Source organism: Rhodanobacter sp. 7MK24 (genome assembly GCF_014842995.1).
Taxonomy (GTDB): Bacteria; Pseudomonadota; Gammaproteobacteria; order Xanthomonadales; family Rhodanobacteraceae; genus Rhodanobacter_A.
In genome coordinates this window covers 35,821-58,497 of the sequence record NZ_JACYXL010000001.1, presented here as the reverse complement: position 1 = coordinate 58,497, position 22,677 = coordinate 35,821, and the positions used below count along the sequence as shown (strand labels likewise).

23 protein-coding genes and 1 tRNA gene are annotated in these 22,677 nt (G+C 65.6%); 5 read left to right on the top strand and 19 right to left on the bottom strand.

Annotated elements, in window-relative coordinates:
* The first annotated feature begins 61 nt into the window (after nucleotides 1–61).
* The 4 genes from IHE49_RS00245 (at nucleotide 62) to IHE49_RS00230 (ending at nucleotide 4,155) form a co-directional block, all read left to right on the top strand.
* Complete coding sequence (locus tag IHE49_RS00245) at nucleotides 62–1,810, top strand: glutamine--tRNA ligase/YqeY domain fusion protein (protein ID WP_192153811.1); 1,749 nt, start codon at nucleotides 62–64, stop codon at nucleotides 1,808–1,810.
* A gap of 20 nt (nucleotides 1,811–1,830) precedes the next feature.
* The gene (locus IHE49_RS00240) at nucleotides 1,831–2,379 is read left to right on the top strand and encodes a nucleoside deaminase (RefSeq protein WP_225578086.1); all 549 of its coding nucleotides are present in this window, start codon (nucleotides 1,831–1,833) and stop codon (nucleotides 2,377–2,379) included.
* Entirely contained in the window at nucleotides 2,376–3,095 is a 720-nt protein-coding gene (locus IHE49_RS00235) for a VTT domain-containing protein (RefSeq protein ID WP_192153807.1), read from the top strand. The genes IHE49_RS00240 and IHE49_RS00235 overlap by 4 nt, the downstream gene beginning before the upstream one ends.
* A gap of 70 nt (nucleotides 3,096–3,165) precedes the next feature.
* A complete protein-coding gene (locus IHE49_RS00230; protein WP_192153805.1) occupies nucleotides 3,166–4,155 on the top strand; it encodes a YncE family protein in 990 nt (329 codons plus the stop codon).
* Between the two features lie 99 nt (nucleotides 4,156–4,254).
* Here IHE49_RS00230 and IHE49_RS00225 read toward each other — a convergent pair.
* The 19 genes from IHE49_RS00225 to IHE49_RS00135 all read right to left on the bottom strand — a co-directional run bounded on the left by IHE49_RS00225 (nucleotide 4,255) and on the right by IHE49_RS00135 (nucleotide 19,838).
* Nucleotides 4,255–4,330: transfer RNA gene (locus IHE49_RS00225), tRNA-Lys, on the bottom strand.
* 62 nt (nucleotides 4,331–4,392) lie between these two features.
* On the bottom strand, nucleotides 4,393–5,088 hold the full coding sequence (gene queC / locus IHE49_RS00220; protein ID WP_192153803.1) for a 7-cyano-7-deazaguanine synthase QueC: 696 nt from the start codon (nucleotides 5,086–5,088) through the stop codon (nucleotides 4,393–4,395).
* Between the two features lie 116 nt (nucleotides 5,089–5,204).
* Nucleotides 5,205–5,852, bottom strand: a complete 648-nt coding sequence (queE, locus tag IHE49_RS00215) for a 7-carboxy-7-deazaguanine synthase QueE (RefSeq protein WP_192155337.1) — start codon at nucleotides 5,850–5,852, stop codon at nucleotides 5,205–5,207.
* A gap of 52 nt (nucleotides 5,853–5,904) precedes the next feature.
* Nucleotides 5,905–6,735 carry a tol-pal system protein YbgF gene (gene ybgF, locus IHE49_RS00210; RefSeq protein ID WP_192153801.1) on the bottom strand — a complete coding sequence of 277 codons (831 nt, stop codon included), beginning with the start codon at nucleotides 6,733–6,735 and terminating at the stop codon, nucleotides 5,905–5,907.
* Between the two features lie 42 nt (nucleotides 6,736–6,777).
* On the bottom strand, nucleotides 6,778–7,287 hold the full coding sequence (gene pal / locus IHE49_RS00205; RefSeq protein WP_192153799.1) for a peptidoglycan-associated lipoprotein Pal: 510 nt from the start codon (nucleotides 7,285–7,287) through the stop codon (nucleotides 6,778–6,780).
* A gap of 240 nt (nucleotides 7,288–7,527) precedes the next feature.
* Complete coding sequence (gene tolB, locus IHE49_RS00200) at nucleotides 7,528–8,853, bottom strand: Tol-Pal system beta propeller repeat protein TolB (protein ID WP_192153797.1); 1,326 nt, start codon at nucleotides 8,851–8,853, stop codon at nucleotides 7,528–7,530.
* An 8-nt stretch (nucleotides 8,854–8,861) separates the two neighbouring features.
* On the bottom strand, nucleotides 8,862–9,800 hold the full coding sequence (locus IHE49_RS00195) for a cell envelope integrity protein TolA (RefSeq protein ID WP_192153795.1): 939 nt from the start codon (nucleotides 9,798–9,800) through the stop codon (nucleotides 8,862–8,864).
* Entirely contained in the window at nucleotides 9,787–10,248 is a 462-nt protein-coding gene (gene tolR, locus IHE49_RS00190; protein WP_192153793.1) for a protein TolR, read from the bottom strand. The genes IHE49_RS00195 and tolR overlap by 14 nt, the downstream gene beginning before the upstream one ends.
* A 13-nt stretch (nucleotides 10,249–10,261) precedes the next feature.
* Nucleotides 10,262–10,945 carry a protein TolQ gene (gene tolQ, locus IHE49_RS00185; RefSeq protein WP_192153791.1) on the bottom strand — a complete coding sequence of 228 codons (684 nt, stop codon included), beginning with the start codon at nucleotides 10,943–10,945 and terminating at the stop codon, nucleotides 10,262–10,264.
* 31 nt (nucleotides 10,946–10,976) lie between these two features.
* Nucleotides 10,977–11,390, bottom strand: coding sequence for a tol-pal system-associated acyl-CoA thioesterase (gene ybgC / locus IHE49_RS00180; protein ID WP_192153789.1), 414 nt, complete (start codon nucleotides 11,388–11,390; stop codon nucleotides 10,977–10,979).
* Nucleotides 11,383–12,432, bottom strand: coding sequence for a Holliday junction branch migration DNA helicase RuvB (ruvB, locus tag IHE49_RS00175; protein ID WP_192153787.1), 1,050 nt, complete (start codon nucleotides 12,430–12,432; stop codon nucleotides 11,383–11,385). The genes ybgC and ruvB overlap by 8 nt, the downstream gene beginning before the upstream one ends.
* A 17-nt stretch (nucleotides 12,433–12,449) precedes the next feature.
* A complete protein-coding gene (locus tag IHE49_RS00170; RefSeq protein ID WP_192155335.1) occupies nucleotides 12,450–14,327 on the bottom strand; it encodes a potassium transporter Kup in 1,878 nt (625 codons plus the stop codon).
* A gap of 26 nt (nucleotides 14,328–14,353) precedes the next feature.
* Nucleotides 14,354–14,947 (bottom strand): Holliday junction branch migration protein RuvA, encoded by a 594-nt coding sequence (gene ruvA / locus IHE49_RS00165; protein ID WP_192153785.1) that lies wholly within the window; start codon nucleotides 14,945–14,947, stop codon nucleotides 14,354–14,356.
* Entirely contained in the window at nucleotides 14,944–15,465 is a 522-nt protein-coding gene (gene ruvC / locus IHE49_RS00160; RefSeq protein ID WP_192153783.1) for a crossover junction endodeoxyribonuclease RuvC, read from the bottom strand. The genes ruvA and ruvC overlap by 4 nt, the downstream gene beginning before the upstream one ends.
* Before the next feature lie 31 nt (nucleotides 15,466–15,496).
* Complete coding sequence (locus tag IHE49_RS00155; protein ID WP_192153781.1) at nucleotides 15,497–16,225, bottom strand: YebC/PmpR family DNA-binding transcriptional regulator; 729 nt, start codon at nucleotides 16,223–16,225, stop codon at nucleotides 15,497–15,499.
* A gap of 80 nt (nucleotides 16,226–16,305) precedes the next feature.
* Entirely contained in the window at nucleotides 16,306–16,938 is a 633-nt protein-coding gene (locus IHE49_RS00150) for an alpha/beta hydrolase (protein ID WP_192153779.1), read from the bottom strand.
* Nucleotides 16,939–17,079: 141 nt separating this feature from the next.
* Nucleotides 17,080–18,843, bottom strand: coding sequence for an aspartate--tRNA ligase (gene aspS / locus IHE49_RS00145; RefSeq protein ID WP_192153777.1), 1,764 nt, complete (start codon nucleotides 18,841–18,843; stop codon nucleotides 17,080–17,082).
* Between the two features lie 99 nt (nucleotides 18,844–18,942).
* On the bottom strand, nucleotides 18,943–19,467 hold the full coding sequence (locus IHE49_RS00140) for a DUF3011 domain-containing protein (RefSeq protein ID WP_192153775.1): 525 nt from the start codon (nucleotides 19,465–19,467) through the stop codon (nucleotides 18,943–18,945).
* Between the two features lie 71 nt (nucleotides 19,468–19,538).
* The gene (locus IHE49_RS00135; RefSeq protein WP_192153773.1) at nucleotides 19,539–19,838 is read right to left on the bottom strand and encodes a zinc ribbon domain-containing protein; all 300 of its coding nucleotides are present in this window, start codon (nucleotides 19,836–19,838) and stop codon (nucleotides 19,539–19,541) included.
* A gap of 264 nt (nucleotides 19,839–20,102) precedes the next feature.
* Here IHE49_RS00135 and IHE49_RS00130 point away from each other — a divergent pair, with 264 nt between their 5' ends.
* Nucleotides 20,103–22,595: a TonB-dependent receptor gene (locus tag IHE49_RS00130; protein ID WP_192153771.1), complete on the top strand. Its 2,493-nt coding sequence runs from the start codon at nucleotides 20,103–20,105 to the stop codon at nucleotides 22,593–22,595.
* Nucleotides 22,596–22,677 lie beyond the last annotated feature (82 nt).

The following is a 22,677-nucleotide window of genomic DNA, read 5'->3' as shown; positions in this document are numbered from 1 at the left end:
GCCGCCACCGGGGACAGGGTAAACTTCGGGGGATTCCCTTGCCAGCCCACGAGATCGTTGCATGTCGAGCACGCCCAGCCCCGCCGAGTCCGCCACTGTCGCCACCGACGGCCCACGCGACTTCATCCGCCAGATCGTCCGCGAGGACCTGGCTTCGGGCAAGCACGCCGCCATCCATACCCGTTTTCCGCCGGAGCCGAACGGCTACCTGCACATCGGCCACGCCAAGGCGATCTGCCTCAGCTTCGGCATTGCCCGCGAATTCGGCGGCTGGTGCAACCTGCGGCTGGACGACACCAATCCCGGCAAGGAAGACCCGGAGTTCGTGCAGGGCATCAAGGACGACGTGCGCTGGCTGGGCTTCGAGTGGCACGACCTGCGCCACGCCTCGGACTACTTCGACGTGTTCTACCGCGCCGCGCTCAAGCTGATCGCGGACGGCGTGGCCTACGTGGACGACCTCAGCGCCGACGAAATGCGCGAGTACCGCGGCACGCTGACCGCGCCGGGCCGCAATTCGCCATACCGCGACCGCAGCGTCGAGGAAAACCTCGACCTGTTCCAGCGCATGCGTGCGGGCGAGTTCGCTGACGGCAGCCGCACGCTGCGCGCGAAGATCGACATGGCTTCGGGCAACATCAACCTGCGCGACCCGGCGCTGTACCGCATCCGCAAGGTCACTCACCAGAACACCGGCGATGCGTGGCCGATCTACCCGATGTACGACTTCGCGCATGCGCTGTCCGACGCGATGGAAGGCATCACGCATTCGCTGTGCACGCTGGAGTTCGAGGACCACCGCCCGCTGTATGACTGGTGCGTCGACAAGGTCGACCTCTCGAATCATCCCGAGCTGTGGCAGTCAGTGGTCGCCGCCGGGCTGGAGGCCAGGCCGGCCAAGCCGCGCCAGATCGAATTCTCGCGCCTCAACCTCAGCTACTGCATCACCAGCAAGCGCAAGCTCGCGCAGCTCGTCGCGGAAGGCTTCGTCGACGGCTGGGACGACCCGCGCATGAATACCCTGCGAGGCATGCGCCGCCGCGGCTTCACGCCAGCCGGCCTGCGCCTGCTGATCGAGCGCGTGGGCATCTCCAAGCAGAACAGCGTGATCGACTACGCCATTCTCGAGAACTGCATCCGCGAGGACCTCGACGCCAGCGCACCGCGCCGCATGGGCGTGCTCGATCCGCTCAGGCTCGTCATCACCAACCTGCCGGAAGGCCACGCGGAAACATTGATGTTCTCGAACCATCCCAAGGACGAGAGCTTCGGCACGCGCGAAGTACCGTTCGCACGCGAGCTGTGGATCGAACGCGAGGACTTCGCCGAAGTGCCTCCCAAGGGCTGGAAGCGCCTGGTGCCCGGTGGCGAAGTGCGCCTGCGCGGCGTGGGCATCGTGAAATGCGAAGAGGTGGTGAAGGACGCCGCGGGCAACATCGCGGAGCTGCGTTGCACGCTCGATCCCGAATCGCGCGCCGGCCTCCCCGGCGCCGACCGCAAGGTGAAGGGCACCATCCATTGGGTGAGCGCAACGCACGCGGTGGCCGCCGAGCTTCGTGTGTACGACCGCCTGTTCAACGTGGCCGCGCCGGACGCCGAAGACGATGGTCAGCCATGGACCTCGCACGTCAACCCCGAAGCCAAGCGCGTGGTGCATGGCTGGCTCGAACCCGCCGCTGCCCAGGCTGATGCCGAGCAGCGCTACCAGTTCGAGCGCCTCGGCTACTTCGTGGCGGATCGCATGGAGCATCGTGCCGATGCGCCAGTGTTCAACCGCGTGGTGACCCTGCGCGATACGTGGGCGAAGTGAGGCCTGCGATGCTTCTGCCCATGCAAATCCACCTTACGCTTCCGCCGTGGATCAACGAAGTGGTGGATGGGGCGAACCGCTACGTCACCGATGAGGCACGCGTGGGACTCGCCATCGCGCTGGCCCGTCGCAACATCGATCACGGCGAAGGCGGCCCATTCGGCGCCGCGGTGTTCGACGCGGAGGGACGCGTGGTGTCGGCGGGTGTGAACCGCGTGGTGCCGCAGACCTGCTCGGTGGCGCACGCCGAGATGATGGCCTACATGAGTGCGCAACAGCGTCTCGCCAGTTTTCGCATCAACGCCAACGGGGGCCGCTACACGCTGGCCAGCAGCGCACAGCCCTGCTGCCAGTGCTTCGGCGCCACGGTGTGGGCCGGTGTCGACGAACTGTTGATCGGCGCACGCGCCGAAGACGTGGAAGAGCTCACCGAGTTCGACGAAGGCCCGCTACCCGCCGACTGGATGGGCGAACTGGAGCGCCGCGGTATCAGCGTGCGCTGCGACATCCGGCGTGACGAAGCGCGCGATGTCCTTGCCACCTATGGCGCACGCGGCGCATCGTATTGAAACGCCTGCGCGCCGCGTTGCCGCTGATCCTGCTGCTGCTCGCCGGCATCACGCTGTATGCCTCCGGCATGCTGGATCGCTTCAGCCCGCAACATCTGGTCGCGCACCAGCAACAGATACGCATGCACATCGCCGAGCATCCCTGGCTCAGCCGGCTGACCTATGTCGGACTGCTCACCTTGGGCATGGCCACCGGCATCCCTGGCACCATCTTCATCATCCTTGCCGGCGGCTACGCGTTCGGCGTGGTGGACGGCACCCTTTGCTCGTCCACCGGCCTCACGCTGGGCACGCTGATCCTGTACCTGGCCAGCCGCTACGCCTTTGGCACAGGCAGCAAGCATCCGCCGGCCATCGTCGCGAAACTGCACCACGGTTTCGAGCGCCACCCGGTGAGCTACACGCTGTTCCTGCGCTTCGTTCCGGTGATGCCTTTCGGCGCGGTCACCGTAGGCCTGGCGTGGCTCCGCTGCCCGCTATGGCTGTTCCTCGGTGCGAGCTGGCTGGGCGGCACCGTGTCGCTGGTGTTCGAGAGTTCGATCGGCGCAGGCCTCGGCGAAGCGCTGGACCACGATGGCGCACTCGACATCGGCCTGTTGCTGCACCCATCCGTGCTGCTGCCGATGGGCGCTCTCGCCGCGCTGGCGCTGCTGCCGCTGCTGATTGGCCGCCTGACTAGGCATCGGCGCCGGGCGCCGGCAGACAAGCCGGACTGAGCGCCCACAGCGTTTGCTAATCCCCCGGCGGCATGCTTGAACGCAGTCGTCCAACCCGCCGGAGCCCGCCATGAAATCCCCCGCACTGCTGCTGTTCCTAGCCGCCAGCGCCACTGCCACCGCCTATGCCGCCACGCCGGATGCCACCGTCCTGCAACGTTACCCGCTGGGTGGCGATGGCGGCTGGGACTACCTCACCATCGATCCGGTCGCACATCACCTGCTGATCGCGCGCGGCAACCGCGTGATGGTGGTGGATACGCGCGACGGCAAGCTGGCTGGCGAAATCCCCGGCATGCAGCACATCCACGGCATCGCGCTGGTGCAGAAGTCGCGGCACGGCTATGTGACCGATGGCACCGCCAACAGCGTGCACGTGATCGATCTCGACACACTCAAGACGCTGCACGACATCCCGGTTGGCGGCAAGGGTCCGGACGGCATCGTGTTCGATCCCGCGACCGGCCACGTGCTGACCATGAACGGCCATAGCGGCAACGCCAGCGTGATCGACACCGCCAGCGACAAGGCCGTTGCCAACATTGCCCTCCCCGGCAGGCCCGAGTTCGCGGTAAGCGACGGTCGCGGCCACGTGTTCGTCAACATCGAGGACAAGAACGAGCTGGCACGCGTCGACACCAAGGCGAACAAGGTCGACGCCGTGTGGAAGCTCGCGCCCTGCGACTCGCCCAGCGGCCTGGCCATCGACGCACAATCCCGCCGCCTGTTCTCGGTCTGCGACAACAAGCTCATGGTCATCACCGACGCCGACGATGGCCACCAGGTCGCCACCGCGGCCATCGGCGACGGCCCGGACGCCGCCCGCTTCGACCCGGCCACCCGGTTGGCCTACAGCTCCAACCACGATGGCACCCTGACCATCGTGCACGAGGACGACGCCAACCACTACAGCGTGGTGGCCAACGTGCCCACCCAAGCCGGCGCCCGCACCATGGCGCTGGACCAGGCCACCCATCGCATCTGGCTGGTCGCCGCGGCCCCTGCCCCGCGCCACGCTCCGGTGAAGGATTTCACCGCACTGGTGGTCGGTTCGCATTGAGGCCGCGGTCACTCCCGATCGCAGGAATCAAATCGGCGACCGTTCACGGCCGTGCCTTCAAAAAAAAGAGCGCCCGACGACGGGCGCTCTACTGAGGCTTGGTGGGTCGTCCGGGACTCGAACCCGGGACCAATGGATTAAAAGTCCAGTGCTCTACCAACTGAGCTAACGACCCGTCATGACAAGCGGATTGGCGATTTTAGGGATTGCGCTGCATGCGCACAAGCAAAAAGCGCCTCAGACGTAACGCGTAGGGTCAGGCAACCCAGCCTCGCGGAAACCCTGCGCACGCAGGCGGCAGGCGTCGCAATGGCCACAGGCGCGGCCTTCGGTGTCGGCCTGGTAGCAGCTCACGGTGGTGGAGAAATCCACGCCGAGGCGCCGGCCTTCGCGCGCGATGTCGGCCTTGCTCATGCGCATCAGCGGTGCATGGATGCGGAAGCCCGCACCTTCAACACCTGCCTTAGTGGCCACGTTCGCCAGTGTCTCGAATGCCTCGATGAAGGCCGGACGACAGTCCGGGTACCCCGAATAATCCACCGCATTGACGCCGCACCAGATGTCGGTGGAGCCCAGCACCTCGGCCCAGCCCAATGCGATCGACAGCATGATGGTGTTGCGCGCAGGCACGTAGGTGGCTGGGATATGGCCGTCGCCGTCGTGCGCGTCGTCGTCCAGCGGCACGTCGATGTCGGCGGTGAGCGCCGAGCCACCGATGCTGCGCAGATCTACCTGCACGGTCTTGTGCTCGACCGCACCCAGCAAGTGCGACACGCGCTCGGAAGCTTCCAGTTCGGAACTGTGGCGCTGGCCATAGGCAACACTGAGCGCATGCACCTGATAGCCCTGCTCGCGAGCGATGGCCACAGTGACAGCCGAATCCATGCCGCCGGAAACGAGCACGACGGCCTTGCGGGTTGAAGTTTCAGTCATGGGTTTCGTCCACTACAGAACGGCCGGTCACCGGCCGGAGAAACGCTTGCGGCAAGACAGGCCACAGCGCGGATTTTCCTTGAGCGCGGCCGTGGGTCGAACGCGCTCGTCGACTCTCACTTTCCCTTTGCGTCGTTCCACAACAGTTTGTGCAACTGCAACTGGAAGCGCACCGGCAATTTGTCGTCGATGATCCATTCAGCCAGCTCGCGTGGCTCGACGTTCCCCCATACCGGCGAGAACAGCACCATGCAGCGCTGCTCAATGGCGTGTTCGGCCACCACATCGCGCGCCCATTCGTAGTCGGCCCGGCTGGCGATCACGATCTTGATCTGGTCGTGCGGCAACAAGTGATCCAGATTCGACCACAGGTTGCGTGCGCTTTCGCCGGAGTCCGGCGCCTTCAAATCCACCACTTTGCGCACGCGCGGATCGACCGTGGAGACATCCAGTGCGCCGGAGGTTTCCAGCGAAACCTCGTAACCCGCATCGCACAGGCGCTGCAGCAAGATCAGGCAACGCTTCTGCGCCAGTGGCTCGCCACCGGTAACGCAGACATGCCGCGCGCCATGGCTGGCGACCTCGGCAAGGATCTCGTCGATGGCCCGCCATTCACCGCCGTAAAACGAGTAAGTGGTATCGCACCAAGTGCAGCGCAGCGGGCAACCGGTCAAGCGCACGAACACGGTGCGCCAACCGATCGCGTCGGCTTCGCCCTGGATCGAGTGGAAGATCTCGGTGATGCGCAACCGCTCGGCGGCCATCGAAGGCGCGGCGATCACCACGCTGCTGTCTGCATCGACCACGGCCGCAACCTCAGCCAGCCTGCTGGATGCGGCTCAGCCGCTCCTTCGCCAGATTGGCGGCCTTGGAGCCGGGATACTTGCTGACCAACGCTTCAAGCGTGGACTTGGCCGCAGGCACCTGCTTCAACTCGTACTGGCAGTAGCCGACCTTGAGCATTGCGTCGGGCGCCTTCTCGCTCTGCGGGAACTGGCTCAGCAGGTGCTGGAAGGCCTGCAGAGCCACGTCGTAGTTGGTGGTGACGTAGTACGACTCGCCCAGCCAGTAGAAGGCATTGGGGGTGAGCGAGTGATTCGGGTACTTCTCGATGAAGGTGCGGAACTGGCGCGAGGCGCCCACGTAATCGCCGCTGCGCAGGGTCTTGAAAGCGGCATCGTAGGCAGCCTGTGCTGCCGCATTGTCCGCGGCGGAAAGCGGCGGCTTGCCGCTGTCGCCAGCTTGCGCCGGAGCGGCCGCGCTGGTTGCCGGAGCAGCTGCGCCTGCAGTGGCCGAGCCTGTGGCGGCCGCAGCCGGTGCGCTGCTGCTGGACGAGCCTGGTGCGCCCCCGCCCTGTGTCTGATTGCCGGCCTCGAGACGTCCCATGCGGGAGTCGAGATCGGTGTACTGATCCTTGCTCTTGTCCTGAAGCTGCTGCAGCTGGTGCTGCAATTCCTCGATCTGGCCCTGCATGTCGCGCAGCTGCGATTGCATCTGCTGCAACTGGTTGACCAGTTCGGCGCCGCTCTGGTTCTTGTTCTGCGCCTGCTGCTCAAGCAGCGAAACGCGATCGGCGAGGCTCAGGCGCGAGTCCTGTGCGGATGCCGGCAGCACGAAAAGCATGGCGGACGCGATTGCGCCCGCCATGCCGATTCTGGCTGCAAATTTGCTGACCAGTCGTTGCATCGATTACTCGGCCGTGTAGACGATCTCGACGCGACGGTTCTTGCTCCAGCAGTCCTCGTTGTGCTCGCGGCACACCGGCTTTTCCTTGCCGTACGAGATCACGCTGACCTGGCTGGCGGAACCGCCGTTGGCCTGCAGCGCGCTGGACACGGCGTTCGCACGACGCTCGCCGAGGCCCAGGTTGTATTCCTTCGAACCGCGCTCGTCGGTGTTGCCTTCGAGGCGCATCTGCGCCATCGGGCGATCCTGCAGGTACTTGGCATGGCAAGCCATGATCTGCTGGAACTCCGGCTTGATCTCGTCCTTGTCGAAATCGAAGTACACGACGCGCTGACGCAGGCAGGCATCCTTCTCCAGGTCGCCGAGCTGGTACTTGCCGCTGGTGTCAGCCGGCTGGGTCTGGGTAACGGGCTCGCTGGTCGGGCCCTGCGGCTTGACCTGCTGCTTCTTGGAACAGGCGGCCGCGCCAACGCAGAGCAGGGCGACCAGGGCGACGCGAACGGTCTTATTCATGGTGACGTTCCTTCAAACGTGTGTGAGATCCGACATGCAGTGACGGACGGGTTACGGGACGAAATTCGCCGGTGGTCCGGCTGTTATTGATTTTTGTTATTGCAAGATCAACGGCGTGTGATGCTCGCCATCAGTGGCTGGCCTTGGCACGACAACGCCCCGACCGCAAAACACGCCGGGCGCGACCCTCGCGGGCCGTCCCCGGCATCGACCGCCTCACGCGAATGCGGCGGCACGAATTCATTGCTGTTGCCGATACGGTCCCCAGGAAGGATCGCTCACGCTGCCATTGGCGAGCGCGAGGCGCTGACGCACCATGCCATCCGACGAAGTGGCATACAGCACGCCGCGCGGGCCTTCAGTTGCACCGTACAGCAACATGCTGGCGTTCGGCGCCCAACTGGGGCCGAAATCCAGCGGGCCCGGCGAGAGGTAACGCACCTGCCCGCCCAAGCCCAGATCCATGATTGCAATACGATACACGTTCCCGTTGCCCTGCACCATGGCAAGTTCCTTGCCGTCGTAGCTGATGTCGGAGTTGGAGTTGTACGTACCCTGGAAACTGATGCGCTGGGGCGTGCCGCCGCTCGCCGGTATCTGGTAGATCTGGGGGCGGCCCGAGCGGTCGGAAGTGAAATAGAGGGACTGGCCATCCGGCGCCCACACCGACTCGGTGTTGATCGACATGCCATGGGTCAACTGGGTTTCCTGGTGCGACGCCACATCGAGCACGTACAACTCGAGGTGGCCGGTGAAGGACAGCGCCACCGCCAACCTGCGACCATCCGGCGACCATGCCGGCGCGCCATTGATACCCTTCTTGTGGGACTCCACCAACTGGCGGGCACCGGTGGTGAGGTCCTGCACGTAGATTTGCGAATTGCCGCTCTCGAAGGAGACGTAGGCGATCTTCTTGCCGTCCGGCGACCATGCCGGCGACATCAGCGACTCGCGCGAACGCGCCACGACCTGCGGGTTGTAACCATCCGAATCGGCCACCACCAGTGCATAGTTGGTGTTGTCGCCCAGGCCGGTCTGGGTGATGTAGGCGATACGGGTCCAGAACGCGCCGCGCACACCGGTGATCTTCTGGTAGATGGCGTCGGCGATCTGATGGGCCACACCACGCAGGTCGCCTGCCGGGGCCGCGAAATACCCTGCCAGCAGGTTCTGCTGCCGGTTCACGTCCCACAGCTCGTAATCGACCCGCACCATGCCGTTGCCGGCGTCGCTGATATGGCCGACCGTGATGTAGTCCTGCTTGAGCAGGCGCCAGGTGCCGTAGTTGATGTCGGCGCCTTTGGCTGGGAACTCGACGATGTCGCTCTTGGCCAGCGCACGGAACTTGCCGCAGCGGTTGAGATCGGCACGAATCACGTCGGCCACGTCGGTGGGCAAGGGCGCCACGCCGGGCTGCGCGAACGGCACCACGGCGATCGGGGTGGCGGTCTTCACGCCGCCGACGATCTGGATGTCGAGGCCGGAGGTCTGGGCTACCGCTGTGTTGGCAAACAGCACCGTCACGAGCAACAGGACGAAGGAATACAACGGATTCGGTTTGCGCATGAGGTTCTTCATTGCGGCGTGAATGTGAAAGTCAGGTTTCGGCTGAACAGGCTCTCGAAACCCTTGTACGGCAAGGTGTGGGTGGTCAGGATCGCATTTTCCACTGAGCGCCGGCCTACTTCGTCATACGGGCAACTGGGATCGGCTGTCGCGCTGACCACTTCTCCACCGACCATCTGCACGATATGCACCTTACATGGGGCACTCGGCATGTTATCTGGGCGCCTCCAGTTGGGCGTGACCGCATTCTGAATGGCGGCTATGTACTCGCTGGTAAGGTCGCTGTTCTGCGCATTGTTGCCGGTTTGCCGCTGCGCGGCATTGGGCAGGTCGGGCTGGCCATTGTCCTGGGCGTTCTTGAGGTCGTCGAGTTGCTGCTTGGCCTGCTTCGCCTTGCTGTCCAGTTTCTTGGTCTGCGCCGAGGCCGCGTCCACCTGGGCGAGCATCTGGTCGAATTTCTTCAGATCTTCCTTCTGCTTGGCGGCCTGCGCGTCCAGCTCCGCCTGGCGCTGGCGCTGCTTCTCTTCCTGGACTTGTTTCTCCTCGGCCTGCTGCACGCCCTGCTCGACCACGCGCTCCTGGTCCTTCACGTCGGGGTGCTCCGGCGGGGGCGGCAACGGCGCAATCTTGGGCTGCGTCACCGGCGGAGGGGGCGGTGGCGGCACCGAAGGCGGCGGCGGCACGGTGTTGGGAACCGGCTTGACCTTGACCGATTTCGGGGGCGGACTGCCGGTGGGCCCGATCAGAGTGGCCTCGATCACCGGCCCTTTCAGCTGCAAGGGAGGTGAACAGGTGATCGGGTTCATCCACGCGGGCAGGCCCAGCGTGTTGATGAAGTTTTCGTAGCTGGTGCAGGGCAGTACCGCGAGGAACAGAAACGCGACGATGCCCAGATGCAGCAGCGCGGACAGCACTACTGCCCGCGGGATGCCCTTACGGTCGTCCATGGGACCCCTGACCCTGGCTGGAACCGTCGCCGGGCGTGCTCATCAGGCCAACCTTGTCCACGCCGGCCTGCTGCAGGTCCGCCAGCACCTTGTACACGCCGCCGTAGTTGCCGCTGGTGTCGCCTGCCACCAGCACGGTGAGCTGCTGGTTGGCATCCAGGAACGCCTTGACCTTGGTCTGCAGGTCGGCCTCGTCCACCGGCTGGGGTTTGCCATTGCCTATGATGAGGGCCAGCGTGCCGTCCTTCGCCACCTGCACCACCAACGAATCCTTCTTGCCCTGCAGCGCCTTGGCATTGGCCTGCGGCAGGTTCACGTCCACGTTGGAGTTCAGCATGGGCGTGGTCACCATGAAAATGATGAGCAGCACCAGCATCACGTCGATATAGGGAACGACGTTGATCTCGGATTTCAGCTTGTAGCGCTTGTGGCGCCGCGCATTTCGCATGTCAACGCTCCACTCAAGCCGCGTCGTCGGCCTGGATCTGCCGCTGCAACACGGAGGAGAACTCTTCCTGGAAGACGTCGTAGCGCGAGGCGATGCGCTCCACCTTGGTGGCGAAGCGGTTGTACATCCATTGCGCCGGGATCGCCGCAAACAGGCCCATCGCGGTGGCGATCAGCGCCTCGGAGATGTGCGGCGCGACCACGGCGATGGTGACGTCCTTCATGTCGCCCAGGCCCTGGAACGCGCCCATGATGCCCCACACCGTGCCGAACAGACCCACGTAGGGACTGATCGAGCCGACGTTGGCGAGGAACTCCAGGCTGCGCTCAAGTGCACCGATTTCGCGGGTGCTGGCTACCTGCATCGCGCGCTCGGTGCCCTCGATCACGCCGCGCGTGTCGTGGGTCCTGCGCTGTCGCTGGCGGGCGAATTCGCGGAAGCCCGATTCGAAGATGGTCTCCAGGCCGCCTTCCGCACCGCGACTGCTCACTTCGCGGAACAGCTGTGCCAGGTCGCCGCCGGACCAGAAGCGCTCCTCGAAATTCTCCGCGTTCTCCAGCGCCGCCTTGGTCTGGCCCAGCTTGCGGATGATGATGACCCACGACAGGAAGGAGAAGATCATCAGGATCACCAGCACGCCCTGTACCGGCAGACTGGAATGGATGATCAGGTCGAGAACATTGAGTCCGCCGTTCATTGGCTTGGGGCACTCCGCGTCGGCAAGGTTGTCAGAGAGGGGATGATTCGGGGAACAGATCGGCAGGCATGGCTACGGCGCGCATGCGCCGCGTATCCACGCAGGCCACGCGCACCCCGGCGCGAACCAGGCAGGCACCGTCAGCACGATCTATCGTCTGGGTGAAAAGGATACTGGCTGCGCGCCGTTCCTTGACAGCCACCGTCACCGACAGTTCATCGTCCAGCAGGGCGGCGCGCAGGAAATCCAGCTGCATCTCGCGCACCAGGAAGGCCAGCCCGGTGCTTTCCTTGTAGGCCATCTGGCTGATGCCCAGCGCGCGCAGCCATTCGCTGCGGGCGCGCTCCAGGAAGCGCAGATAGCTGGCGTGGTAGACCACGCCACCGGCATCGGTGTCTTCCCAGTACACCCGCACCGGCCAGCGGAAGGGTTCGCGCTCAGCCATCGAGGCCATCCCCGGCGAACAGATCTGCGGCCTGCGACTGACGCGGCGGTGGCGCCAGGCCAAGGTGGCGCCAAGCGCGCGCGCTGGCCATGCGGCCGCGCGCGGTGCGCACCAGGTAGCCCTGCTGGATCAGGTAGGGCTCGACCACGTCCTCCAGCGTGCCACGGTCCTCGCTGAGCGCGGCGGCCAGCGATTCCACGCCCACCGGACCGCCCTCGAAGCTCTCGATGATGGTGCCGAGCATGCGGCGGTCCAGTTCGTCGAGGCCGTCGGGGTCGATCTTCAGCATATCCAGCGCGGCCTGCGCGGCGGCCAGGGTGATCTGGCCGTCCGCACGCACCTCGGCGTAGTCGCGCACCCGGCGCAGCAGGCGGTTGGCGATGCGCGGCGTGCCGCGCGAGCGACGGGCGATCTCCTGCGCACCGTCGATCTCGCAGGCGATGCCCAGGATCTTCGCGGCGCGGCGCACGATCGCGGTGAGCTCGTCGACGGTATAGAACTCCAGCCGCTGCACGATGCCGAAACGGTCGCGCAAAGGGGCCGTAAGCATCCCGGCCCGCGTGGTGGCACCGATCAGGGTGAATTGGGGCAGGTCCAGCTTGATCGAGCGCGCAGCCGGCCCCTCGCCGATCATGATGTCGATCTGGAAGTCCTCCATCGCCGGGTAGAGCACCTCTTCGACCGCGGGCGACAACCGGTGGATCTCGTCCACGAACAGCACGTCGTTAGGCTGCAGGTTGGTGAGCAGGGCGGCGAGGTCGCCAGCGCGTTCCAGCACGGGGCCTGAGGTGGAGCGCAGGCTCACCCCGAGTTCGTTGGCGATGACGTGGCTGAGCGTGGTCTTGCCCAGGCCGGGCGGCCCGAAGATCAGCACGTGATCCAACGCGCCACCGCGTCTGCGAGCCGCCTCGATGTAGATCTCCAACTGCTCGCGCACCGCCTGCTGGCCGAGGTACTCGGCGAAGCGGCGCGGACGGATCGTCGCCTCCAGCGCCTCGTCGTCGAGCTGGGAGACGGGGGTAATGATGCGATGGTCGGTCATGCCGGCATTATGGCCGATCAGATTTCGACCTGAGCGCCCAGTTCGATCAACCGATTGCCCGGAATCTTGAAATATGCGGTCGCCGGCAGGGCGTTGCGGAACATGAAGGCGAACAGCTTGTCGCGCCAGAGCGCCATACCAGGGCGCCGCTTGTCGGCCACGATGTTCTCGCGCGACAGGAAGAAGGTGGTGTCCATCATGTCGAATGAGGCGCCCGCACGCGAGCATTGCGACAGCGATACCGGCACATTCGGATCCTCGGCGAAGCCGAAGCGCAACGCGATACCGTAGAACTCGTCACCCAGCGCATCGATGTGGATGCGCTCATCGGCGTCGGCCACTGGCGACTCCAGCACTTCCACCGTCAGCAGCACATTGCGCTCGTGCAGCACCTTGTTGTGCTTGAGGTTGTGCAACAGTGCATGTGGCACCGCGTTCTGGTTGGCAGTGAGGAACACCGCCGTACCCGGCACGCGCAGCGGCGAATGCTTGCGCATGGCCTCGATGAACGGAGCCAGCGCCAGACCGCCCTGCTTGATCTCGCGCACCACCAGCTCGCGGCCGCGGCGCCACGTGGTCATCACGATGAACACGGCCACGCCCAGCACCAGCGGAAACCAGCCACCGGCCTCGATCTTGATCGCGTTGGCGGAGAAGAACGCCAGGTCGATGGCCAGGAAGCAGGCGCCCACCACCACCACCAGCGGCAGTTTCCAGCCCCACTGATGGCGTGCCACGAACAGCGCCAGGAGGGTCGTGATGCTCATCGTGCCGGTCACCGCGATGCCATAAGCCGCACTAAGCGAGTCGGAGCTGCCGAAATGCAGCACCGCGAACAGCACCATCACCAGCAGGAAGCTGTTGACCCACGGCACGAAGATCTGGCCGGACATCTCGCGCGAGGTGTGCACTACCGGCATGCGCATGGAATACCCCAGCGACATCGCCTCGCGCGTCATCGAGAATGCACCCGAGATCACCGCTTGCGAAGCGATCACCGCAGCCGCGGTGGCCAGGCCGATCACCGGGTACAGCATCATGGACGGCACCATCTTGAAGAACGGACTGTCGATGGCTCCCGGCTGGTCCAGCAGCAATGCGCCCTGGCCGAAATAATTCAGGATCAGCGCTGGCAGCACGAAGCTGAACCAGGCCATCCGGATGGGCCGCTTGCCGAAATGCCCCATGTCGGCATACAGCGCCTCCGCTCCGGTCAGCGCCAGCACCACGCCGCCCAACGAGATGAACGCCTTGCTCCCGTGCGTGTGGAAGAAGCGTACGCCATACATCGGATCGAGCGCCCACAGGACATGCGGATTGCGCAGGATCATGTTGACGCCCAGCAGGGCAATCACCACGAACCACACCACCATCACCGGCCCGAACAGTCGCCCTACGTGGTCGGTGCCGCGTCGCTGCAGCCAGAACAGCACCAGCAGCACGACCACCGTCAACGGCACCACCCAATGACCCAGCCCGGGCGCCGCCACCTTCACGCCTTCCACCGCGCCCAGTACAGAAATCGCCGGCGTGATCACGCCGTCACCGTAGAACAGCGACGCGCCGAAAATGCCGAGAATCGCAAGCCCCCAGCGCAGCCTCGGCTGCTCGCGCACGCTGCGCAGCGCCAGCGCCATCAGGGCCATGATGCCGCCCTCGCCCTTGTTGTCGGCGCGCATGATGAACACCACGTACTTGAGCGACACCACGATGATCTGCGCCCAGAAGATCAGCGACAGCACGCCGAAGATGCTTTCCTGCGTGGGTCTCAGCCCGTCCATGCTGAGCGTGCTCTGCAGCGTGTACAGCGGACTCGTGCCGATGTCGCCATAGACGACGCCGATCGCGCCCAGCGCGAGCGCCGCGAGGCGCTTCTTGGTTTCGGCATCGCCCATGCCTTGATGTACGTCGTAACCCACGATCAACTCCCCAGCGCGGCGCGCAGCGCCTTGCGGATGATGGTTTCGGCATCGTCGCCGTCGGCGGCAACCTTCTGCACCAGCCGCGTCACTTCGGCAGGCTTGTAACCCAACTGCTGCAGCGCCACCGTGGCCTCGCCGACCGCGTCGAGCGGTGCGCTGGCCGGCGAAGCGCCGGACAGGCTCACCGCCATGCCATCCAAGCGATCGCGCAGCTCCACGATGATGCGCTCGGCGGTCTTCTTGCCGATGCCGGGGATCTTGGTCAGCGCCACCACGTCGCCGGCCTGCACCAGCCGCGCGAAGTCGCTGGTCGAGACGCCGGACAGCACCGCCAACGCGATCTTCGCGCCGATGCCCGAGACCTTCTGCAAATTGCGGAACAGCGCGCGCTCGGCGTCGGTGAGGAAGCCGTACAGCGACACGCTGTCTTCTTTCTGCGCGTAATGGGTGAGCAAGGTCACTTCCTTGCCCAGGCCCGGCAGGTCATAGACGGTGGACATCGGCGCTTCCAGCTCGTAGCCGACCCCGCCCACTTCCACCAGCAACCATGGCGGCTGCTTCGACACGAGGATGCCGCGCAGGCGACCGATCATCGGCGACGTCTCCATGCCGTGCGCGGGATGCCCACGCGCTGCAGGCTGGAACGGGTGTGCGCATGCGCCACCGCCACCGCCAGCGCATCGGCGGCGTCGGCCTGGATCGGCCCTTTCAGCCCGAGCAGGACGCCGATCATGTGCTGCACCTGGGCCTTGTCGCCGCGGCCGCTGCCGACCACGGCCTGCTTCACTTCCGTCGCTGCGTACTCGTGCACCGCGATCCCCTGGCTCACCACCGCGCAGATCGCGGCGCCTCTCGCCTGCCCCAGTTTCAGGGCAGAGTCGGCATTGCGCGCCATGAACACGCGCTCGATGCCGCACTCGTCCGGGCGATGGGCGGCGATGATGTCATTCAGCTCGTCAAAAATGCGTTTCAGGCGCAGCGGGAAACTCGCCTCGCCAGCCACCGCGAGTGCGCCGTGAAACACGTGCACCAGCTTGCCCTGCGCATCGACATCGACGATGCCCACGCCGGTCCGCTGGCTGCCCGGGTCGATGCCGATGATGCGGGTCATCAGGGTGATGGATGCGAAGGCGGGTGAGTGCTTACTCGCCGGACTCGGCGGGCAACAGGGCGTTGTGGTAGACCTCGCTCACGTCGTCCAGCGCGTCGAGCTTCTCCAGCAGCGTGTGCAGCGCCTCCAGCGCTTCGCCGCTCACCGCAGTGCGGTTGTTGGGGCGCATGCTCACGCCGGCGTGCTCGGACTCCAGGCCAGCCGCGGCCAGCGCCTGCTGCACCGTTTCGAAGTTTTCCGGTGCGCAGAGCACCGTGCTTTCGCCGTTCTCGTTCACCACGTCGTCGGCACCGGCGTCCAGGGCCGCTTCCAGCACCTTCTCCTCCTTCGCCGCATCGCCGCCGGTGACGAACACCAGCTCGCCGCAGCGGGTGAACTGGAAGGCCACCGAGCCGGAGGTGCCGAGGTTGCCGCCATACTTGGTCAGCGCGTGGCGCACGTCGGCCACGGTACGCACCGGGTTGTCGGTGAAGCAATCGACGATCAGCGCGATGCCGCCGGGGCCGTAGCCCTCGTAGCGCATTTCCTCGCCGGCGCCGTCGGCGCCCGAGCCGCGCTTGATCGCGCGCTCGATGGTGTCCTTGGGCATGTTGGCCGCCAGCGCCTTGTCCACCGCCGCCCGCAGACGCGGATTGCTCGCCGGATCAGCCACGCCGGCGCGCGTGGCGACGGTGATCTCGCGAATCAGCTTGGTGAACACCTTGGCGCGCTTGGCGTCTTCGGCGTTCTTGCGGCCTTCGATGGACGGACCTCTACCCATGGCGGTTCCCGGACGTGCTCAAGAGAGACAAGCGGACGATTTTACCGCAATACGGGCAGATCGCCGCCAGTGCGCCGGAATCAGGCCTGGGGGGCGTCAAAACGGCCATGCCGCAGGAAGGCGTCCACCTGCCGCGCCACTTCCTGCGAGAACAGCAGGCCGGTGTGGTTGGCCTCGACCACGCGATGGTCGGCCAGACCGGGCAGGCGCGTTTCCTCCACCGCCACGGTGCCATCGTGCTCGCCGTCCAGCTGGCCCAGCATCGCGCCGAGCCCCAGCGGCAGGCGGCCGGCAATCAAGCCGACTTCGCGCGGACCATTCCAGCGTTCGAAGCCCTGCTCCAACAAGTCGCGGTTGTGCCCCAGCAGCACCTCGCCACCACGCCCCCACGCTGCGAAGGCGCGTGCCGCCGCGCTGCCCATGAGCGGCGAACCGAGGCAGACGACGCGACCCGACGGCAACGCCGTGGCATCGAGGCAGGCACGCAAGGCCAGCAGGCCACCCAGGCTGTGCCCCACCAGATGCACCGTATCGGGAGCATAGTCGGCCATCCGCGCCTGCAGCCGCGCGAGGATGCGTTCCTGCGACGAAGCCACGCTCAGGTAGTCGAAGCGATGCACGCGATAGCCGTCGGCGATCAGCCGGCGATGCAGCATGCCCAGCGCGAAGCCGCGCATCCACAGGCCGTGCAACAGGATCACGTGTTGGGTCATCAGTTCCGCGCTTCGCCGTTGCTCGCTCTCCCCGTCGGGGAGAGGACTGAGATGAGGAGCCCAATCTTGCTCAACGCAAGCTTCCCCTCATCCAGTCATTCTGGCCACCTCATCCCTGCAGGAGGAAAGGGGAATGGAAGGTCAGGCCTTCTCGATCGCCACCGCCACGCTGAGTTCCTTCAGCTGCGCCTCGCTCACCACCGACGGCGCGTCGGTCATCAGGCATTGCGCGCTGGTGGTCTTGGGGAAGGCGATCACGTCGCGGATCGATTCGGTGCCGGCCATCAGCGCCGCGATGCGATCGATGCCGAAGGCCAGGCCGCCATGCGGCGGCGCGCCGAACTTCAGCGCCTTGAGCAGGAAGCCGAACTTCATCTCGGCCTCGTCCGCGCCGATGCCGAGCAGCTCGAACACCGCGCTCTGCATCTCCGGGCGATGGATGCGGATCGAACCGCCGCCGATCTCGTTGCCGTTGAGCACCATGTCATAGCCGCGGCTCACCGCGGTGGCGGCATGGCTCTTGAGATCGGCGATGTCGTCGATCTTCGGCGCGGTGAACGGGTGATGCAGGGCCACGTAGCGCTGCTCCTCCTCGTCGTACTCGAACATCGGGAAGTCGGTGACCCACAGTGGGCGCCAGCCCTCGTCGACCAGGCCGCGGTCCTTGCCGACCTTGAGGCGCAGCGCGCCCATGAAATCGGTGACGGCCTTCCACTTGCCCGCGCCCACGAACACGATGTCGCCGGACTCGGCGCCCGTGGCCTTGAGCACGGCATCCAGCGCTGCGTCGTCGAGGAACTTCACCACCGGCGAATTGATGCCTTCGCGGCCCTTGGCGAGGTCGTCCACCTTGATCCACGCCAGGCCCTTGGCGCCGTACTTGGCGACGTATTCGGCAAGGCCGTCGATCTCCTTGCGCGACAGCGCCGCACCGCCCGGCACGCGCAGCGCGGCCACGCGGCCGGCCGCGTCGTTGGCGGGCTCGGCGAACACCTTGAACTCGATGTGCTTCAGTGCCTCGGCCACGTCCACCAGTTCCAGCGTGATGCGCAGGTCGGGCTTGTCGGAACCGAAGCGGCGCATCGCCTCCGCCCACGTCATGCGCGGGAAGCTCGCGTCCAGCTCGACGCCCTGCACTTCCTTGAACACGTGGCGGATCAGTTCCTCCACGAAATCCTGCACGTCCTTTTCCTCGACGAAGGCGAACTCGAGGTCGAGCTGGGTGAATTCCGGCTGGCGATCGGCGCGCAGGTCCTCGTCGCGGAAACAGCGGGCGATCTGGTAGTAGCGGTCGAAGCCCGCCATCATCAGGATCTGCTTGAACAGTTGCGGCGACTGCGGCAGCGCATAGAACTGGCCCGGATGCACGCGGCTGGGCACCAGGTAGTCGCGCGCGCCTTCCGGGGTGGCCTTGGTGAGGATGGGCGTCTCGATGTCCTGGAAGCCGCGCGCGTCGAGATAGCGACGCAGCGCCTGCACCAGCTTGATGCGCTTGCGCATCATCGCCTGCATCTCGGGACGGCGCAGGTCGAGGTAGCGGTAGGTCATCCGCAGGTCTTCGTTGGGGTTCTCGTGCAGCGCGAACGGCAGGTCCTTCGCGGCGTTGAGCACCTCCACCGTATCGGCCAGCACTTCCACCGTGCCGGTACGCAGCTTGTCGTTCACCGACAGGCGTTTGCGCAGCGTGCCGGTGACGCGCACGCAGTACTCGTTGCCCAGCTCGCCGGCGACGGCGAACGCGTCGGCGTTCTCGCGCTCCACCACCACCTGCGCCAGACCCTCGTGGTCGCGCAGATCGACGAAAGCCACATGGGCCTGCAGGCGGATCTTGTTGACCCAGCCGCACAAGGTGACGGTCTGGCCGATCAGCGACTCGTCGATGAGGCCGCAGTAATGCGTGCGCATGCGCTTGGAACTCCGGGCCGCAGCCCTTGGGGAACAGGAAGAAAGACCCGGAATTCTAGCATCCCGCTACCGAAGGCCGGCAGCGGCCAGTCCGCGCGGTTACCAGCGCGGCCGCACGTCCCGCGCATCGCGGAACTGGCCGCGACAGCCGCCCTTCACCCACACGCTGTAGGGGTCGCTGCCCCAGGTGCGCCCCTCGATGCAGCCGGCGTCGGACATCTGCCTCGACAGTACCGAGTAGCGCCAGGGCACCTGGCAACGGTTGCCGCGGTTGTCGTTGCTGGCGCAATAGACTTCCTGGCCAGGGCCAGGCCCGTAACCGGGGCGACCATAGGCACGCGCATCGCCGAAGTTGCCGCGACAACCGCCCTTGATCCACACGCTGTACGGGTCGCGCCCCCAGGTCTGCCCTTCGACGCACGGCGCCTTGGACAACTGCTGCACCAGCACCGAATCGCGCCAGGGCATCTGGCAACGCGTGCCGCGAGTGTCGTTGCTGGCGCAATAGACGGGCCGAGGTCCGCCGTCGCCACCATATCGCTGCGCCTCTGCATCGTCCGCCATGAAACTCGCGGACATCAGCGCCACCGCCATGGCCGATGCGATCCTGAGTGCGCTGTGCATGCTTAGTCTCCGTTGGCAATGACGGCCTCGGGAAGGCCGGAACGGCATACCTCGCGCCGCTTCCGCACAGGCTAATCGCCGGACGAGGAACTTGGCGCAGGGGCGGCAGGGGCCGGTGCTGCCGCTGGGGTGGCGGCGGCTGGCGGGGCGGCGGCGCCATCGCCGGCGAGGTTGCGCTTCTTGTCGCCGTCCTTCTTGAAGTCGGTCTCGTACCAACCGCCGCCGGACAGGCGGAACGAGGGTGCGCTCACGCGACGATGCACCTTGGGCGCACCGCACTGGGGGCAGTCGGCGGGATCGGCATCGGACAGTTTCTGCAGGCGGTCGAAACGGTGACCGCACTGGCTGCATTCGAATTCGTAGATGGGCATGATTACTCCGTGGCTGCCTGATCGGGCAAGCGACCCGGCAGCATCCCATTATTCGGTGCCGGGCTCCGCTTTTCAATGCGACGGATGGCGCATGGACAGCAGACCGGGTCACCCAGCAGGCTGCAGGGAGGGAAATGTGGAGAATCGTACCACCTCCAGAAAGGCGACTTGTTTCATTTGGACGTCTATACGGCTGTTGACGCATGACAGTCGCAACGTTAGCCTGCAGTTGCTGCAATGCATCAATCACTCCGGGGAGACACCATGAACAAGAACAACTCGAATCGCATCCTGCTTCCCAGCGCGCTGGCTGCCGCCGTGCTGCTCGCGCTCGTCGGCACACCGGCCGCCGCCCAGGACAACAACAACAACAGCACCACGGCCGCCAATGCCAAGAAGCTGGAGACGGTGATCGTCACCGGCACGCGTTCCGCGAACCGCACCGAAAGCAGTGCGCTGACGCCGATCGACGTCGTGTCCGCGCAAGTGCTGCAGCAGACCGGCACCACCGACTTGCCCACTGCGCTGGCGCGCATCATCCCTTCGCTGAATTTCCCGCGGCCGTCCGCCGCCGACACCGCGGATACCCAGCGCCCGGCACAGCTGCGTGGCCTGTCGCCCGACCAGGTACTGGTGCTGGTGAACGGCAAACGCTGGCATCCCGGTGCCATGCTGCTCAACAACGGCGTGATCGGCCGCGGCTCGCAGCCGGTGGATCTCAACACCATTCCGGTCTCGGCCATCGACCACATCGAAGTGCTGCGCGACGGCGCTTCCGCGCAATACGGCTCCGACGCCATTGCCGGCGTGATCAACATCATCCTCAAGAAAGGCGCCCAGGGCGGCGACGTGGAAGTGAGCGGCGGCCAGTACTCGGCCGGCGACGGCCGGCAGTGGCTGGGCTCGGCCAACTTCGGCATTCCGCTCGGCGACGACAAGGGCTGGATGCGCTTCACCGTGGAAAGCGGCAACGAAGACAACACCAACCGCGCCGGCCCCGACGATCGCTCGCCGGCATGGGAGGCACTGGGCGTGAACTACCGCCAGGGCGACCCATGGGTGCACAGCAACAACGTGATGGTCAACATGCAGTACGACATCACGCCGGACGTCGAGTTCTACGCCTTCGGCCACTACGGCAACCGCGACAGCATCTCGCCGGCGTTCTTCCGCTACGGCCTGAACTCGCCGTCGCCGAAGAGCAAGCTGATGGCGGCGTACTACCCCGACGGCTTCCTGCCGCTGGAGAACTCCAATTCCTTCGACCAGTCGTTCGTGGCTGGCCTGCGCGGCACGGTGGACGGCTGGCGCTGGGACGTCTCGGCCAACGAGGGCGCCAACCGCGTCTCGTACGAGACGCAGGACACCATGAATTTCGCCTACTACCACGACTTCGGCTATTCGCCCACGGTATTCCGCGACGGCATCCTCACGGCCGGGCAGCAGTCGTTCGACATCGACATCGCCAAGGATCTCAACGTCAGCTGGCTGCCGAATGCGCTGACCATGGCATTCGGCACCGAGTACCGGCGCCAGACCTACCAGATCGCGCCGGGCGACCTGGCTTCGTACTACGTGGGCACCTCGGGCGTCTCCGGCGGCGCGCAGGGCTTCGCCGGCTGGCAGCCGGCCAACGCGGTGGACGCCGCCCGCCACGACGTGGCCGAGTACCTCGATTTCGAAACCAACCTCACCGACAAGCTCGGTGCCTCGCTGGCGGTGCGCCATGAGGACTACTCCGACTTCGGCAACACGACTTCGGGTTCGATCTCGCTGCGCTACGACTTCACCGACAGCTTCGCCCTGCGCGGCACCGCAGGCACCGGCTTCCGCGCGCCTTCGCTGGGCCAGGAGTACTTCTCGCAGATCTCCTCGCTGTACTACGCCGCAGGCAACGCGGCAGGCCTGACGCCCGGCATCTACAACAGCGGCCTGGTGCCGGCGACCAGCCAGATCGCCCAGTTGCTCGGCGCCCAGGCATTGAAGCCGGAGAAGTCGCGCAACTACACCTTCGGCGCGGTGTGGAATCCCACTGACACGCTGAACCTCAGCATGGACGTGTACCAGATCTACATCGACAACCGCATCGCGCTGTCCGGCGCCATCTCCACCACGTCGCCCACCGTCGTCAATTACCTCGCGGCCAACGGCGTCACCAATCTCGACTACAGCAGCGTCGACTACTTCACCAACGCCGGCGACACGCGCACCCGCGGCGTGGATTTCGTGGGCACCTGGGTGAAGGATCTCGGCAACATCGGCACGTTCACCACCACGCTGAGCGCGAACTACAACCAGAACGTGGTGACCAGCGTCAAACCCAACCCAACGGTGCTCGACAACCTCGGCGTCAACTTCGTGCGCCTCAACCGCCAGGACATCGAAGGCTACCTCGCCAACTCCACGCCGCGCAGCAAGCTGATCCTCGGCGAGCAGTACGGCATCGGCAACTGGAGCTTCAACGGCACGTTGACCCGCTACGGCCGCTACACCAGCTACGTGAGCAACATCGCCAGCTACAACCCAACGACGGGTGTGGTGGACCAGACCTTCACTCCGAAGTGGGTGCTGGACCTGTCCGGCAGCTATCGCTGGCAGAGCTGGACCTTCACCCTGGGTGTGGACGACGCCACCGACACCTATCCGGACAAGAACATCGCCAGCCAGAGCAACAACGGCACCCTGCCCTATTCGACGTTCTCGCCGTTCGGCTACAACGGTGCCTACGTGTACGGCAAGGTGCGCTACAGCTGGTAACGACTCACCCCAAACGGCGCGGCTTCGGCTGCGCCGTTTTTTTTGCGGCCGGCGTCCTTGCCTCTTCGAACCGTCGCCTCCG

What these genes read in the sequence shown, in the direction of transcription:
- IHE49_RS00245 (WP_192153811.1), top strand. Translation starts at nt 62, where the DNA reads ATGTCGAGCACGCCCAGCCCCGCCGAGTCCGCCACTGTCGCCACCGAC.
- IHE49_RS00240 (WP_225578086.1), top strand. Translation starts at nt 1,831, where the DNA reads ATGCAAATCCACCTTACGCTTCCGCCGTGGATCAACGAAGTGGTGGAT.
- IHE49_RS00230 (WP_192153805.1), top strand. Translation starts at nt 3,166, where the DNA reads ATGAAATCCCCCGCACTGCTGCTGTTCCTAGCCGCCAGCGCCACTGCC.
- queC (WP_192153803.1), bottom strand. Translation starts at nt 5,088, where the DNA reads ATGACTGAAACTTCAACCCGCAAGGCCGTCGTGCTCGTTTCCGGCGGC.
- queE (WP_192155337.1), bottom strand. Translation starts at nt 5,852, where the DNA reads ATGGCCGCCGAGCGGTTGCGCATCACCGAGATCTTCCACTCGATCCAG.
- ybgF (WP_192153801.1), bottom strand. Translation starts at nt 6,735, where the DNA reads ATGGCGGGCGCAATCGCGTCCGCCATGCTTTTCGTGCTGCCGGCATCC.
- pal (WP_192153799.1), bottom strand. Translation starts at nt 7,287, where the DNA reads ATGAATAAGACCGTTCGCGTCGCCCTGGTCGCCCTGCTCTGCGTTGGC.
- tolB (WP_192153797.1), bottom strand. Translation starts at nt 8,853, where the DNA reads ATGCGCAAACCGAATCCGTTGTATTCCTTCGTCCTGTTGCTCGTGACG.
- IHE49_RS00195 (WP_192153795.1), bottom strand. Translation starts at nt 9,800, where the DNA reads ATGGACGACCGTAAGGGCATCCCGCGGGCAGTAGTGCTGTCCGCGCTG.
- tolR (WP_192153793.1), bottom strand. Translation starts at nt 10,248, where the DNA reads ATGCGAAATGCGCGGCGCCACAAGCGCTACAAGCTGAAATCCGAGATC.
- tolQ (WP_192153791.1), bottom strand. Translation starts at nt 10,945, where the DNA reads ATGAACGGCGGACTCAATGTTCTCGACCTGATCATCCATTCCAGTCTG.
- ybgC (WP_192153789.1), bottom strand. Translation starts at nt 11,390, where the DNA reads ATGGCTGAGCGCGAACCCTTCCGCTGGCCGGTGCGGGTGTACTGGGAA.
- ruvB (WP_192153787.1), bottom strand. Translation starts at nt 12,432, where the DNA reads ATGACCGACCATCGCATCATTACCCCCGTCTCCCAGCTCGACGACGAG.
- IHE49_RS00170 (WP_192155335.1), bottom strand. Translation starts at nt 14,327, where the DNA reads ATGGGCGATGCCGAAACCAAGAAGCGCCTCGCGGCGCTCGCGCTGGGC.
- ruvA (WP_192153785.1), bottom strand. Translation starts at nt 14,947, where the DNA reads ATGATCGGTCGCCTGCGCGGCATCCTCGTGTCGAAGCAGCCGCCATGG.
- ruvC (WP_192153783.1), bottom strand. Translation starts at nt 15,465, where the DNA reads ATGACCCGCATCATCGGCATCGACCCGGGCAGCCAGCGGACCGGCGTG.
- IHE49_RS00155 (WP_192153781.1), bottom strand. Translation starts at nt 16,225, where the DNA reads ATGGGTAGAGGTCCGTCCATCGAAGGCCGCAAGAACGCCGAAGACGCC.
- IHE49_RS00150 (WP_192153779.1), bottom strand. Translation starts at nt 16,938, where the DNA reads ATGACCCAACACGTGATCCTGTTGCACGGCCTGTGGATGCGCGGCTTC.
- aspS (WP_192153777.1), bottom strand. Translation starts at nt 18,843, where the DNA reads ATGCGCACGCATTACTGCGGCCTCATCGACGAGTCGCTGATCGGCCAG.
- IHE49_RS00140 (WP_192153775.1), bottom strand. Translation starts at nt 19,467, where the DNA reads ATGCACAGCGCACTCAGGATCGCATCGGCCATGGCGGTGGCGCTGATG.
- IHE49_RS00135 (WP_192153773.1), bottom strand. Translation starts at nt 19,838, where the DNA reads ATGCCCATCTACGAATTCGAATGCAGCCAGTGCGGTCACCGTTTCGAC.
- IHE49_RS00130 (WP_192153771.1), top strand. Translation starts at nt 20,103, where the DNA reads ATGAACAAGAACAACTCGAATCGCATCCTGCTTCCCAGCGCGCTGGCT.